This is a genomic window from Rhizobium sp. KDH_Rht_773_N (assembly GCF_052946295.1).
Map to the genome: position 1 here is coordinate 3,315,714 of NZ_CM129525.1, position 12,073 is coordinate 3,327,786.

The 12,073-nt window shown below is 61.8% G+C and carries 14 protein-coding genes; 11 read left to right on the top strand and 3 right to left on the bottom strand.

The window, feature by feature from the left end:
* Positions 1 to 153 precede the first annotated feature (153 nt).
* Together ACU8HS_RS16390 and ACU8HS_RS16395 are read left to right on the top strand one after the other, a co-directional pair.
* Complete coding sequence (locus ACU8HS_RS16390; protein WP_112564635.1) at positions 154 to 537, top strand: hypothetical protein; 384 nt, start codon at positions 154 to 156, stop codon at positions 535 to 537.
* Between the two features lie 93 nt (positions 538 to 630).
* Complete coding sequence (locus ACU8HS_RS16395) at positions 631 to 1,038, top strand: DUF4174 domain-containing protein (protein ID WP_112564803.1); 408 nt, start codon at positions 631 to 633, stop codon at positions 1,036 to 1,038.
* 11 nt (positions 1,039 to 1,049) lie between these two features.
* Here the strand turns inward: ACU8HS_RS16395 and ACU8HS_RS16400 are convergent, their stop codons facing one another.
* Positions 1,050 to 2,039, bottom strand: coding sequence for an alpha/beta fold hydrolase (locus tag ACU8HS_RS16400; protein WP_113413886.1), 990 nt, complete (start codon positions 2,037 to 2,039; stop codon positions 1,050 to 1,052).
* 127 nt (positions 2,040 to 2,166) lie between these two features.
* On the opposite strand from ACU8HS_RS16400, the gene ACU8HS_RS16405 reads away from it, so the two are divergent.
* Positions 2,167 to 2,751 (top strand): TetR/AcrR family transcriptional regulator, encoded by a 585-nt coding sequence (locus ACU8HS_RS16405; protein ID WP_112703871.1) that lies wholly within the window; start codon positions 2,167 to 2,169, stop codon positions 2,749 to 2,751.
* A gap of 12 nt (positions 2,752 to 2,763) precedes the next feature.
* On the opposite strand, the gene ACU8HS_RS16410 is transcribed toward ACU8HS_RS16405, so the two are convergent.
* A complete protein-coding gene (locus ACU8HS_RS16410; RefSeq protein ID WP_112564641.1) occupies positions 2,764 to 3,474 on the bottom strand; it encodes a GntR family transcriptional regulator in 711 nt (236 codons plus the stop codon).
* 268 nt (positions 3,475 to 3,742) lie between these two features.
* On the opposite strand from ACU8HS_RS16410, the gene ACU8HS_RS16415 reads away from it, so the two are divergent.
* The 8 genes from ACU8HS_RS16415 to ACU8HS_RS16450 all read left to right on the top strand — a co-directional run bounded on the left by ACU8HS_RS16415 (position 3,743) and on the right by ACU8HS_RS16450 (position 10,739).
* Positions 3,743 to 4,831, top strand: a complete 1,089-nt coding sequence (locus ACU8HS_RS16415) for an ABC transporter ATP-binding protein (protein WP_447014712.1) — start codon at positions 3,743 to 3,745, stop codon at positions 4,829 to 4,831.
* A gap of 29 nt (positions 4,832 to 4,860) precedes the next feature.
* Entirely contained in the window at positions 4,861 to 6,159 is a 1,299-nt protein-coding gene (locus ACU8HS_RS16420; protein WP_112756732.1) for an ABC transporter substrate-binding protein, read from the top strand.
* A gap of 165 nt (positions 6,160 to 6,324) precedes the next feature.
* The gene (locus tag ACU8HS_RS16425) at positions 6,325 to 7,236 is read left to right on the top strand and encodes an ABC transporter permease (protein WP_112753280.1); all 912 of its coding nucleotides are present in this window, start codon (positions 6,325 to 6,327) and stop codon (positions 7,234 to 7,236) included.
* 1 nt (position 7,237) lies between these two features.
* Positions 7,238 to 8,059: an ABC transporter permease gene (locus ACU8HS_RS16430; protein ID WP_112753281.1), complete on the top strand. Its 822-nt coding sequence runs from the start codon at positions 7,238 to 7,240 to the stop codon at positions 8,057 to 8,059.
* Between the two features lies 1 nt (position 8,060).
* Positions 8,061 to 8,804 (top strand): aspartate/glutamate racemase family protein, encoded by a 744-nt coding sequence (locus ACU8HS_RS16435; protein WP_112757427.1) that lies wholly within the window; start codon positions 8,061 to 8,063, stop codon positions 8,802 to 8,804.
* A gap of 2 nt (positions 8,805 to 8,806) precedes the next feature.
* Entirely contained in the window at positions 8,807 to 9,418 is a 612-nt protein-coding gene (locus ACU8HS_RS16440) for a flavin reductase family protein (RefSeq protein WP_113414128.1), read from the top strand.
* Between the two features lie 90 nt (positions 9,419 to 9,508).
* Positions 9,509 to 9,997 carry a heme-degrading domain-containing protein gene (locus ACU8HS_RS16445; RefSeq protein ID WP_112757423.1) on the top strand — a complete coding sequence of 163 codons (489 nt, stop codon included), beginning with the start codon at positions 9,509 to 9,511 and terminating at the stop codon, positions 9,995 to 9,997.
* Positions 9,998 to 10,118: 121 nt separating this feature from the next.
* Entirely contained in the window at positions 10,119 to 10,739 is a 621-nt protein-coding gene (locus ACU8HS_RS16450) for a DUF2799 domain-containing protein (RefSeq protein WP_112564658.1), read from the top strand.
* A gap of 10 nt (positions 10,740 to 10,749) precedes the next feature.
* Here the strand turns inward: ACU8HS_RS16450 and ACU8HS_RS16455 are convergent, their stop codons facing one another.
* Positions 10,750 to 11,994 (bottom strand): AGE family epimerase/isomerase, encoded by a 1,245-nt coding sequence (locus ACU8HS_RS16455; RefSeq protein ID WP_112757421.1) that lies wholly within the window; start codon positions 11,992 to 11,994, stop codon positions 10,750 to 10,752.
* Positions 11,995 to 12,073: the final 79 nt, after the last annotated feature.

Sequence of the window (12,073 nt, forward strand, 5' to 3'; positions counted from 1 at the left end):
CGGCCGGCCGGGCGGGCAGAAATGGCTTTATCACGCCTGTGTTACTCTATAAAATGAATCGTGTATCCGGTCCGAAGGAGGAGCCGAGCGTTGTTCCGCGTCGATTCGGACCGGATCCGAGGAAGCTGGCTAAATCCATCAGAGGAGACAGACATGATGAATGCACTGCCGCCACTTCACAACGGACATGCCCCGTTTACCCTGCAACAGCTGTTCCGCGAGGCGCTTTACGCCTACGAGGAATGGGACAGCGAACTGACGGAGCCAATCGTCACCCATGAAGGCAGGGTCATTCCGATCAGCTTCGTTTTCGAAGCGATGCGCGAATGCACCGATATCGTCCCGGCCAATATCGTCGGCGCCGTCACCGAACGGCTGACCAAACCCTGGGAAGGCGAGGGACCGCTGGACCAGATGACGTTCTCCACGGCGGCGCGCGTCATGCGCGTTCTGGTGCGCAAGCGCCTTCTCGCCAATGGCACGCCTGATATAGCAGCCCTTTCGACGCGCGCATCCGAAGCCGAGCCGCGCGAATAGGCATTCAGGATCGCGGCGCTCGCCGCGATCCTCTCCCGTTGGGAACCCTGCTCATTTCCAGCCGTTGAAACAGGCAAAGAAGGAATGAGCACCATGTTGAGATCCATCCTGCAGGAAATCATGGGAACAGGCGTTCGCGAGGCGCATCTGCCGCGATCGCTGGAACAGTTCCTCGGTGAAAAGAACGTGCTGATCGTCTTTGCCGATGCCGAAGACAACAGGCCGATCGTTCAGGACGAATTGCTGCGCCGCTCGCAGATGCGGCTTATCGAAGACGATATCGAAGTTTTCACGATCGCCGGCGGCGGCGCCTTCTCGCTGTTCGAGGATGGGCGCGACCTCGACGCAGACGATGTGCGCGAGGAGCTTCAGGGACCGCGCGACGGCGAATTCGGGCTGGTGCTGATCGGTATCGACGGCAAGGTGAAGCTGCGCTCCAGCGAGCCGATGAGCGTGGAGGATATCAGCCGCGCCGCCGATATCCCTTCGCCCAATCATTGATCCCGCGGGGCTTATAATACCCGGCCCAGGAATTCGTGCGTGCGACCGGCTATTTCTTCGCTCCTGTCGGCCAGCGCGCAATGGCCGCTGTCGGTCAGATGGATCTCGGCGCCCGGCAGCACCTCGCGATATCGCTGCTGGTTCTCACCTGTAAACAGGATATCGTTCCTGCCGCTGACGACCAGCGTCGGCGGCTTCTGTGCAAGCAGGTAGTCCTGGGCGCTCTTCAAGGCCGGGCCGTTGGTGCGGATGTCGTAGAGCAGGTCGAGCGAAATGTCTGCGGCACCCGGACGCTGCAGCGAGGAATAGTCTGCCTGCCATTCGCCCGGATCGACAAGGGACGGATCGCGGACACCGGTGAGGTAGAGATCGCGAACCACATCAAGGGTGAGATAGTGTTCCGCCGCCTTCCGGCGGCTTTCGGCCGTACCGTCCTTCCAATAGGGCACGAGCGGGCCGAACCACGGGCTTTCGCTGAGGAAGAGCGGATTGTTCTGCGCGATCAGCGCCTTCATCCGATGCGGCGTTTTCAGCATCACCCGGTAGCCGACAAGGCCTCCGAAATCCGTCGCATACAAGGCGAATTGCCTGATGCCGACCTTGTCGACGAATTTGCCGATCACTTCGCCGAGGGCGTCGAACGTATAGGGGGCGCGGGAGCGATCGGGCGTCTGGCTGTTGCCGAGGCCGGGATAGTCGGGCGCGAAGACGTGATAGTTTACGGACAGGTCGCGGATGAGATCGCGAAACATCGCCGACGATGACGGCCAGCCATGCAGCAGAAGCACGACCGGCGCGCCGGGGGCGCCGGCTTCACGGTAGAAGACGGAAAGCCCGTCGATATCCACGGTGCGGTAGCGGGTCGGGAAAACCGAGTTTCCGGCGGGAGGCGATTTTGTATCCGGGGTGGCGGTCCTGGCCGCTGCCGATGTTGCGCCGGATATGGCCATGGCTGCGGGGGCGGCGAGAAAACTCGTTGTAAAGAAACGACGCGTGAGCATGATGGGATAACCCTGCTAAGGTGGAACAGATGAATTATTTCAAGCATCTCGGGCCGATCCTCTCCATCTTGGAACGATCGGTCCATCATAGTTGGAACGATCGTTCCAAGATGTCAAGCGGCGGAAGATGAGCGGCAAGCAGCAATATGATGACGAGTCCGTGATCGCGGCGGCAATCGCGGTGTTCTGGCGCAACGGCTATGCGTCGTCGGCCATCAGCGACCTTACGGAGGCGACGGGCCTGTCGCGCTCAAGTCTCTACCAGCGGTTCCGTGACAAGGACGGCCTGTTCCAGGAGGCGCTTGTCGCGTACACGGAGCAAATCGTGGCGGTGATGCGTTCGGTCAAGGGAGAAACGGCCCGCGGGCGCCTGGAGGCGTTGCTGCGGGAATTCCGGCCCGACCCGTCCTCCCGGCCGCCGGGTTGTCTGATCGCGCGAAGCTGCGTCGAGATATCGGCGCTTTCGGACGAAGGCCGCAGGCTTGCCCTGGAAGGGGCGGAGCGGCAGCGCGGGGTTCTCGAAACGATGTTCCGCGAGGCCCAATCAGCGGGCCAATTGCCCGCTGATACCGATGTCGCTGCCCTTGCCTGGCATTATCTGGGCGCGCTTTATGCCGTGCTGAACTTGCCGCAGGCGGGCATAGGCCCGGAAATGCTCGACCGCATGATCGAGATCGCGATGTCGCACTGGCCCGGTTCCAGCCGCAGCTAGAGGCGGCATTGCCTAGAGCTCGAAGGCTTCCTTGAGGCCGAGGCTCTTGCGTTCGCGCAGGTCGAGATCGGCCTCGATATGGGCGATGTGGTGGAGCATCAGATGACAGGCGCGGTCGAGTTCCCGGCTTTCGATCGCCTCGATAATGTCCCCGTGTTCGGCATGGCCGCAGCTCGAAACGGTCGATTGCCCATAGAGCGCGATTACCAGAGACGAGCGGGCGACCAGCTCTTCCATGAAGCGCTGCATGATCGCATTGCCGGATATGGCTGCGAGCGTCAGGTGGAAATCGCCCGACGCCTTGATCTCGGCCCGTCTTGCCGTCTGGCCGCGCTCGCCCATCAGCCGGCCTTCTTCCAGAAGCAGCTGTTTCAGGTGCTGGATATCCGAAGGCGTGATGCGGGCGGCCGCTTCGCGCAGGATGCCGGGCTCGACCAGCCGGCGGGCGGCGAAGATCTGCCGGGCCTCGTCCGGAGAGGGATAGGCGACGAAAGCGCCGCGATTCTTTTCGACGCTGACGAGGCCTTCATAGGAGAGCGCCTGCAAGGCGGCGCGGGCGAGCGTGCGGCTGACGTTGAAGAGATTGCCGACATCGCTTTCCGACAGTTTCGTGCCGGGCGAAAGGCGCCGCTCCACGATCGCATCCCTGATCGCATCGCGGATCTGCGGGGCGCCCGTTTCCTGGGAATCGTCTTGGCTCAAGCCGCTGGCGGCGGATTTCATGAAATCGGTTTCCTTGGTGTCGTCAGACCATAGCCGTCTTCGTCTCAAAAGTTAAATGGATTTTGTGCGCATAATTCATGCATGATTGTATACGATTTTCTGCACGAATTGAGCACAAAAGGCTCATTTTGTGTGCAGTGCGAAAGCGGCGCCGGAATTCGCCGATTCCGACTATGTCACGAAAAATTCATATTTTGTAAGGGTTTGGGACGCGCGCCGCAAACTGGCATGGCAGATGCATCGTCTCTCCCGAACAGGGGAAGACACGATGTCGAAAGCGGCAGAGATCGATATAGCATCCGTTTCCAAGGTCTATGACGCCACGACCGCGGTCCATGCCATCAGCCTGAAAATCCCGGCCGGCTCCTATTGCTGCTTCCTCGGGCCATCCGGCTGCGGCAAGACTTCGACACTGCGCATGATCGCCGGTCACGAGAGCATTTCGTCGGGCGATATCCGGCTCGGCAATGTCGTCGTCACCGATTTCCCGCCGGCCAGGCGCGGCACGGCGATGATGTTCCAGTCCTATGCGCTGTTTCCGCATCTCGACGTCGTCGACAATGTCGCCTTCAGCCTGAAGATGAAGGGTATCGACAGGGACGAGCGCCGCGCCAAGGCGCTCGAGATGCTGAAGCTGATGCAGATGGAGGCCTATGCCAGCCGCCGGCCGGCGCAGCTTTCCGGCGGCCAGCAGCAGCGCGTGGCGCTGGCGCGCGCGCTGATTACCGATCCGGAGGCGCTGCTGCTCGACGAGCCGCTTTCCGCACTCGACCCTTTCCTGAAGATCCGCATGCGCGCCGAACTGAAGAAGCTGCAGAAAACGCTCGGCATCACCTTCGTGCATGTGACGCACAGCCAGGAAGAGGCGATGGCGCTCGCCGATCTCATCGTCATCATGAATGACGGCAGGATCGAGCAGGCGGCTTCCCCGCGGCAGGTCTTCGAGAAGCCGGCGACGGCCTTCGTCGCCCGCTTCATGGGCGACCACAATGTGCTCTCCGGCCGCGTCACCTCCAGCGGGGACGGCATTCTCACGCTCGCAGCCCCCGAAGGGCAGAGCTTTTCGGTGCGCGGGACGGGCAGGGAGGTCGGCGAGGCCGTCGATATCGGCATCCGCACCGACCGGGTGCGCCTGACGGCCGCCGACGACAGGACGCTCGGCTTCTCCGGCATCGTTTCCAACATCGAATATCGCGGCTCCTCGGTGAAGATCACCGTTCTGGGCGCCGGCAGCGACGACTTCACCGTCATCGCGAGCGACAGCGATTACTTCGCAAAGCCGGTCTCGGTCGGCGATGCGGTGTCTCTGAGTTGGGCTCTGGAGGATGCCGTCCTCCTTGGCCGCATGTCCGCATAACCTTCAATATCAAGAAAAGGGGAACTGCCATGACGACTGAAACGAAGACCACCAAGGCGGAGAAGGGAATTTCCCGCCGCTCGCTTCTCAAGACCGGTGCCGCCGCCGTCGGCGCCATTGCCGGCTCGGGCGCCATTACCGGCTTCCCGACCATCTGGGCGCAGTCCAACATCACGCTTCGCCAGTTCGGCACCGGCGTTTCGAACATCAATGCGATCGCCGAAAAGTGCAAAGCCGATCTCGGCATCACGCTGGAGATGACGGCGACCGATTCCGACGCCGCCGCCCAGCGCGCCGTGACCCAGCCGGACAGCTACGATATCGCCGATATCGAATACTGGATCTGCAAGAAGGTGTTCCCGACCGGCGTGCTGCAGCCGATGGACGTCAAGAAGCTCAAATATTTCGACAAGGTCGTGCCGATCTTCACCACCGGCAAGCTGAAGGCCGACAGCACGATCGCGCAGGGCACGGCGCCGCACACGGTCGGCTTCGTCGAGGCGCAGGATTCCAAGACGTTCGCCAAGGAACCGACCCAGTGGTTCACGATGATGCCGACCATCTACAATGCCGATACGCTCGGCATTCGTCCGGACCTGACCGGTCGCGAAATCACCTCCTGGGCCGATATTCTCGATCCGGCCTACAAGGGCAAGACGGCGATCATCAACGTGCCGTCGATCGGCATCATGGATGCGGCGATGATTGCCGAAGCCTCCGGCAAGATCAAATATGCCGACAAGGGCAACATGACCAAGGAGGAGATCGACAAGACGATCGAATTCCTGATCAAGACCAAGGGCGACGGCCAGTTCCGCGCCTTCTGGAAGAGCTTCGACGAGTCGGTCAACCTGATGGCCTCGGGCGAAGTGGTCATCCAGTCCATGTGGTCGCCGGCCGTTGCCGCCGTCCGCTCGAAGGGCATCGCCTGCACCTTCCAGCCGCTCAAGGAAGGCTATCGCGCATGGGGCGGCGGTCTCGGCCTTGCCGCGCATCTGAAGGGCGCGCAGCTCGACGCGGCCTATGAATATATCAACTGGTACACGTCCGGCTGGGTCGGCGCCTATCTCAACCGCCAGGGCTACTATTCGGCCTGCCTCGAAACCGCCAAGGGTTTCATGACCGCCGACGAATGGGGCTACTGGATGGAAGGCAAGCCGGCACAGGGCGATATCCTCTCGCCGGAAGGCAAGATCATGGAGAAGGCCGGTGCCGTTCGCGACGGCGGCTCCTTCGAGGATCGTATCGGCCATATCGCCTGCTGGAACTCCGTCATGGACGAAGACCGTTACATGGTTCGCCGCTGGAACGAGTTCATCGCGGCTTAAGCCAGTTCGGCGTTTGCCGCTTTCCCCTCCCCAACCCTCCCCACAAGGGGGAGGGAGTCCGGCGAGGGTGCGGCAGAAAACTCCCTCCCCCTTGTGGGGAGGGTTGGGGAGGGGTCTTTCGATCCCTCCCTGTTCGGACAAGGACAGATTTCCGAAGGGGGAAGAATGGCCACGATCGCTTCAGAGCAGACGATACCGGCGGCGGAGACGCGCAAACGCGCCTTCCGGCTTGCGCCATCTGCGATCTCCTATCTGCAGGCCATGCCGCTGATCGCCATTCTCGGCTTCTTCTTCATCCTGCCGATCGCCATGATCGCGGTCGTCAGCTTCTGGGACTATGATTTCGCCGGCATCTACCCCGATTTCCTGACCATGAACTATACCGATACGCTCGGTTCATGGGTCACATGGAAGACCTATCTCAACACCTTGAAATTCACCGTCGTCGTCTGGGCGCTGACGCTCTTCATCGGCTTCTGGGTCGCCTATTTCCTGGCCTTCCATATCCGCAAGACCTCGACGCAGATGATCCTCTTTCTCGTCTGCACCGTGCCCTTCATGACATCGAACATCATCCGCATGATCTCGTGGATCCCGGTGCTCGGGCGCAACGGCCTCGTCAATTCGGCGCTGGTGGAAATGGGCATCGTGCCGCAGCCGGTGGAATGGCTGCTCTATTCGGATTTCGCCGTGGTTCTCGCCATGGTGCATCTCTACACGCTGTTCATGGTGACGCCGATCTTCAACACGCTGATGCGCATCGATCGCTCGCTGTTCGAGGCGGCGCGCGATGCCGGCGCGTCCGGCTGGCAGGTCCTGTGGAACGTCGTCATTCCGCTTGCCAAGCCCGGCATGGCGATCGGCACGATCTTCGTCGTCACCCTCGTCATGGCCGATTTCTCCACCGTGCAGGTCATGTCCGGCGGGCAGAGCGCTTCGGTGGCGCTGATGATGAAGAACCAGATGTCGCTCCTGCAATATCCGGCGGCAGCTGCGAATGCGGTCGTCCTCCTGGTCGTCGTGCTGATGATGGTCGCGGCGATCCTGCGCGTCGTCGATATCCGCAAGGAGCTTTAGGATGAACCGCGAAAAACGCTCCCTCGAATTCTACGTGCTGGCCGCCTTCTTCGCCATCTTCGTGCTCTTTCTCTACGGGCCGCTCTCGGCGATCGTCATCCTCTCCTTCCAGGGGCCGGATGGCGGCCTGACCTTTCCGCTGAACGGTGTCTCGCTGCACTGGTTCTTCAATCTCTTCGAGAAACAGGCGGTCGGCGATTTCGGCGCGTCCTTCCAGCGCTCCTTCATCCTCGGCCTGATGGTGATGGTCGTGACCGTCGTCGTTTCGCTGATGGCGGGGCTTGCCTTCCGCCGACGCTTCCGCGGCTCGTCGGTCTTGTTTTACGCGACGGTCGCAAGCCTGGTCGTGCCGTCGATCATCATCTCGCTCGGCATCGGCGTCGTCTTCCAGCAGGGCGGTTTGCGCCCCGCCTGGTATTCCTCCGCCTTCGGGGCGCACCTGACCTGGACGCTGCCTTTCGGCGTGCTGATCATGTTTGCCGTCTTCAACCGTTTCTCTCCGGCATATGAGGAGGCCGCGCGCGATCTGGGCGCAACCTCGTGGCAGACGTTCCGCCATGTCGTTCTGCCGATGATCGCGCCAAGTCTCATCGGCGTCGGCCTGTTCGGCTTCACGCTCTCCTATGACGAATTCGCCCGCACGCTGATGACGTCAGGCACCTACAATACGCTGCCGCTCGAAATCTACGGCATGACCACGAATGTCACGACGCCGGTGCTCTATGCGCTCGGCACGGTCACGACGCTCTTCTCCTTCACCATCATTCTCGTCGCGCTCGGCATCATGACGATGCTCGGCCGGCGGCAGGCAAAGACACGCTGACATGCGCATATTGATCGTCAATCCCAATACCACTGCCTCGATGACCGAGAAGGCGGCAGGTGCGGCCCGCGCGGTCGCGGCTGGCGGCACCGAGATCATCGCCGCGACGTCGCGCATGGGGCCTGTTTCCATCGAAGGGCATTATGACGGGGCGCTCGCCATTCCCGGCCTGCTGACGGAGCTGAAGGAGCGGCAGGAGGCAGGTTATGACGCCGCTGTCATCGCCTGTTTTGACGATACCGGGCTCGATGCGGCGCGTGCCTTTGCCGATGTTCCGGTTCTTGGCCTCTGCGAATCCGCCGTTGCCACCGCCGGCTTTCTTGCCCAGCGCTTCACGGTCGTGACCACGCTGGAACGCTCCCGGGTGCTGATCGACAATCTCGTGCGCCGCTATGGCATGGGCGGGCGGGCGAAGGTGCGGGCATCGGACATTCCGGTGCTGGAACTGGAGGACGCCGCATCTGGAGCGATCGGCAAGCTGAAAGCGGAAATCGAGAGAGCGCTTTCGGAGGACGGTGCCGAAGCCATCGTGCTCGGCTGTGCCGGCATGACCGATCTGGCGCGCGAGCTGCAGGAATTCTACGGCGTGCCCGTCATCGACGGGGTCGCCGCCGCCGTCAAGCAGGCGGAAGCGCTGGTTTCGCTCGGCCTTTCCACCAGCAAGCGCGGCTCCTATGCCTCGCCGCTGCCGAAGCCCTTTGCCGGGGCCATGAGCGGCTTTGCGCCGATGCGGGCGGCCGGCTGAGCATGGCCGTTTCCTTCGATTTTACCGCGCTGACCGGGCGTGAGCGCTACAAGCTGATGATCGGCACGATCATTCCGCGGCCGATCGCGCTGGTGACGACGGTGGATGAAGACGGGCGCATCAATGCCGCACCGTTCTCCTTCTTCAACTGCCTTTCGGCCGATCCCCCGATCCTTGCCATCGGTGTCGAGAACCATCCGGACATGTCCTTCAAGGATACGGGCCACAATATCCGCATGACCGAGGTTTTCACCGTCAACATCGTTTCCTTCGCGATTGCCGAGGCCATGCATATCTGTGGCGCCAAATATCCGCGCGGGGTCGATGAACTCAAGGAAGCCGGGCTGACGGCGATGCCGGGCGTGAAGGTCGCTTCGCCCTGGATCGAAGAGGCGCCCGCCGCCTTCGAATGCCGCCGGCATGTGACGCTCGAACTCGGCAAATCGCGGCAGATCATCATGGGCGAGATCGTCTATGCGCATTACCGCGATGGGGTGGTCGATCCCGAGCGGCTGCATGTGGATCCGGCCATGGTCGATGCCATCGCGCGGCTCGGCGGCGATACCTGCTCGACCATCCGCGACCGTTTCGAGATGCTGACGCCGAAACTTTGAGCGGTGCATAGCGCCAAGTTTTGACTTTACTTTTTCCCCTCGCATGAGAATTGTCACAGCCGATCATCACGCTGAGAGGAGAGCTGCGCCATGTCGATCGAGGACGATCTGATCCGTATCGCGGAACAGGAAAAGGCGCTGAGCTTCGATGCCTTCGATCTGACAACCGCCTGGCAGCTCGGCAAGCTGCTGCAGGAACTGGCGAGCGAGCGCGGCCTCGGTATCGCGATCGATATCACCCTTCATTCCATGCCGGTCTTTTACGCGGCATTGCCGGGTGTCACGCCTGACAACGTCAATTGGGTGCGGCGCAAGCGCAACATGGTCTTCCGCTATTTCCGCAGCAGCTATGCTTCCGGCCTCAAGCTGCAGAAGGAGGGCAAGACCGTTGAGGACAACGGGCTTTCGCCCGCCGACTACGCCTCGCATGGCGGCAGCTTCCCGATCAACGTCAAGGGTACGGGCTGTATCGGCGCCGTTACAGTATCGGGCCTGCCGCAGCGGGACGACCACAATCTCGCGGTCGAGGCCCTTGCGCTGATGCTGGCGAAGGATCTCGATACGTTGCGGCTTGCCTGAGCTGCCGCATTTTTGACAAATAAAAGCCACGAAAACCGCAAGATCGCGATCCGTTCCCGGTGACGCTTGTATTTCGTGACGATAAGGTGCGCCCGGTTTTATGACTTGCTGCCGGGACACCATGTTACGTTTGCTCTTTGCCTTTGCCGCTATCGGTTTCAGCCTTTTCCTCGCCTCCTGCAATACGCTCTCGAAGGAAGAATGCGTCGCCGCCGACTGGCGGGTGATCGGCGAGTCCGACGGCGCTGCCGGCTACGAGCCGCAGGAGCGTTTTGCCGCGCATGCCAAGTCCTGCGAGCGGGTGAAGATCGTTCCGGACCAGACCGTCTGGTACCAGGGCTACCAGGCCGGCCTCGTGCGCTATTGCACGCCGATGAGCGGCCTGATGCATGGGCAGGCAGGTCATGGCTATTCCAACGTCTGCCCGGCCGAAACGGCGCCCGGTTTCCTGCGTGGCTATACGCTCGGAAACCGCCAGCATTCGCTGCAATCACGGCTGAATTCGCTGCAGGGCGATTATGGCACGAAGGAAGCCTATATCGACGACCTGTCGCACAAGCTCAAGGATGCTCCGGATGCCGACCGGCGGGATATCCGCCGGCGGATGGACGATCTCGAGGACGATCTGCGCCGCAATCGCCGCGAACAGCGGGACGTGCAGGACGAACTGGACAATACCAACGCCGAAGTGCAGTGGTTCCAGCAGAACCCGAACGCAGCGCCGCCGGTGCCGGGCTACTGAGGCTTTTGCCTCAGAGCCTGCCGCCGGCTTCGAGGATGCCCTTGGTCAGGCTGCCCGTTGCCGGGAAGAGCGGGATGAGGCAGGCCTGCAGGGCGTGGTAGATATCGCCCTTGCCGGGGAAGAGCGAATGCGAGGGAACGAGGTCTTCCGTCAGTTCCTCGTGCCAGCCGCCGTTCGCATGGTCGATAAAGGCGCGCTCGATCACGTTCCAGATCTTGCGGTAGCATTCTTCGTGATAGTCGCTCGGCAGGTGCTCGTTGAGGAAGTGCGCGGCGGCCGCACCCTCGCAGGCCGGCCACCAGAGCTTGTTGCGCTTGGCCGGCTTGTCGGCCCAGTCGAGCGTGTAGAAGAAGCCGCCCTTGTCCTTGTCCCAGCCGAGCAGCATCGATTGCTCGAAGAGGGCCTTGGCAGCATCCGGCATCCATTCGATCTTCTTGCCGCCGAGCGCCCAGAGCTGCAGGATCAGCCGGGTCCATTCCAGCCAGTGGCCCGGCGTCGTGCCGGCGGGGCGGAACATTTCATTCGGATGGTAATAGTCCTTGTCGAGCTTCCATTCGGCATCGAAATGTTCGGCGACGCGCCAGCCGACAGAACCGGCGGAGCGGCGGATGACGAGATCGGCGATGCTTTCGGCCTTGGTGAGATAGTCCCGGTCGCCGGTCGCTTCAAAGGCGGCCATCAGCGCTTCGGTCAGATGCATGTTGGAATTCTGGCCGCGATAGGTGCCGCCGTCGAGCGGCTGCCAGTCGGCGGTGAATTCTTCCGCAATCGCGCCGTGCCTGGCCTCCCAGAATTTCGCGTTCAGGACTTCGGTAATGTCGGCCAGCATGCCATCTGCCAGCGGATGACCAATTGTCTTCGCCGAGGAGGCGGCGAGCAGCACGAAGGCATGGCCGTAGCCCTGCTTGTTGGAATCGACGGGGCCGTCATTGTCCAGCGACCAGAAATAACCGCCGTTCTTGCGGTCGCGGTGATGGTTCCAGATATAGTTCATGCCGTGGTCGACGACATCGGCGGCACCCGGACGGCCGAGCAGCGTGCCGATCGAGAAACAATGGACGGCGCGCGAGGCAATATGGAGCGGCCGCACCTGGCCATGGGCATCGAGCGGCTTGCCGGCATCGTCGAGATCGTAGAAACCGCCCCTCGGGTTGATGGAATTGTGCTGGAAGAAATCGAAGAGGCCGTTGGCCTGCGAGAGCAGCCAGCCGCGATGATAGGCGCGGGTGGACCAGTTGCCGAGTGCAGGTGCCATGATACTCCTCCGAATTCGTGCACAGTGCCTTTAGGAAAAGGCCTATATAGAGGTCGGGCGAGTCTGTCATCCGCCAAGG

Bases quoted from the DNA above. Each gene is read 5' to 3' on its own strand.
- ACU8HS_RS16390 (WP_112564635.1), top strand. From the start codon at position 154: ATGATGAATGCACTGCCGCCACTTCACAACGGACATGCCCCGTTTACC.
- ACU8HS_RS16395 (WP_112564803.1), top strand. From the start codon at position 631: ATGTTGAGATCCATCCTGCAGGAAATCATGGGAACAGGCGTTCGCGAG.
- ACU8HS_RS16400 (WP_113413886.1), bottom strand. From the start codon at position 2,039: ATGCTCACGCGTCGTTTCTTTACAACGAGTTTTCTCGCCGCCCCCGCA.
- ACU8HS_RS16405 (WP_112703871.1), top strand. From the start codon at position 2,167: ATGAGCGGCAAGCAGCAATATGATGACGAGTCCGTGATCGCGGCGGCA.
- ACU8HS_RS16410 (WP_112564641.1), bottom strand. From the start codon at position 3,474: ATGAAATCCGCCGCCAGCGGCTTGAGCCAAGACGATTCCCAGGAAACG.
- ACU8HS_RS16415 (WP_447014712.1), top strand. From the start codon at position 3,743: ATGTCGAAAGCGGCAGAGATCGATATAGCATCCGTTTCCAAGGTCTAT.
- ACU8HS_RS16420 (WP_112756732.1), top strand. From the start codon at position 4,861: ATGACGACTGAAACGAAGACCACCAAGGCGGAGAAGGGAATTTCCCGC.
- ACU8HS_RS16425 (WP_112753280.1), top strand. From the start codon at position 6,325: ATGGCCACGATCGCTTCAGAGCAGACGATACCGGCGGCGGAGACGCGC.
- ACU8HS_RS16430 (WP_112753281.1), top strand. From the start codon at position 7,238: ATGAACCGCGAAAAACGCTCCCTCGAATTCTACGTGCTGGCCGCCTTC.
- ACU8HS_RS16435 (WP_112757427.1), top strand. From the start codon at position 8,061: ATGCGCATATTGATCGTCAATCCCAATACCACTGCCTCGATGACCGAG.
- ACU8HS_RS16440 (WP_113414128.1), top strand. From the start codon at position 8,807: ATGGCCGTTTCCTTCGATTTTACCGCGCTGACCGGGCGTGAGCGCTAC.
- ACU8HS_RS16445 (WP_112757423.1), top strand. From the start codon at position 9,509: ATGTCGATCGAGGACGATCTGATCCGTATCGCGGAACAGGAAAAGGCG.
- ACU8HS_RS16450 (WP_112564658.1), top strand. From the start codon at position 10,119: ATGTTACGTTTGCTCTTTGCCTTTGCCGCTATCGGTTTCAGCCTTTTC.
- ACU8HS_RS16455 (WP_112757421.1), bottom strand. From the start codon at position 11,994: ATGGCACCTGCACTCGGCAACTGGTCCACCCGCGCCTATCATCGCGGC.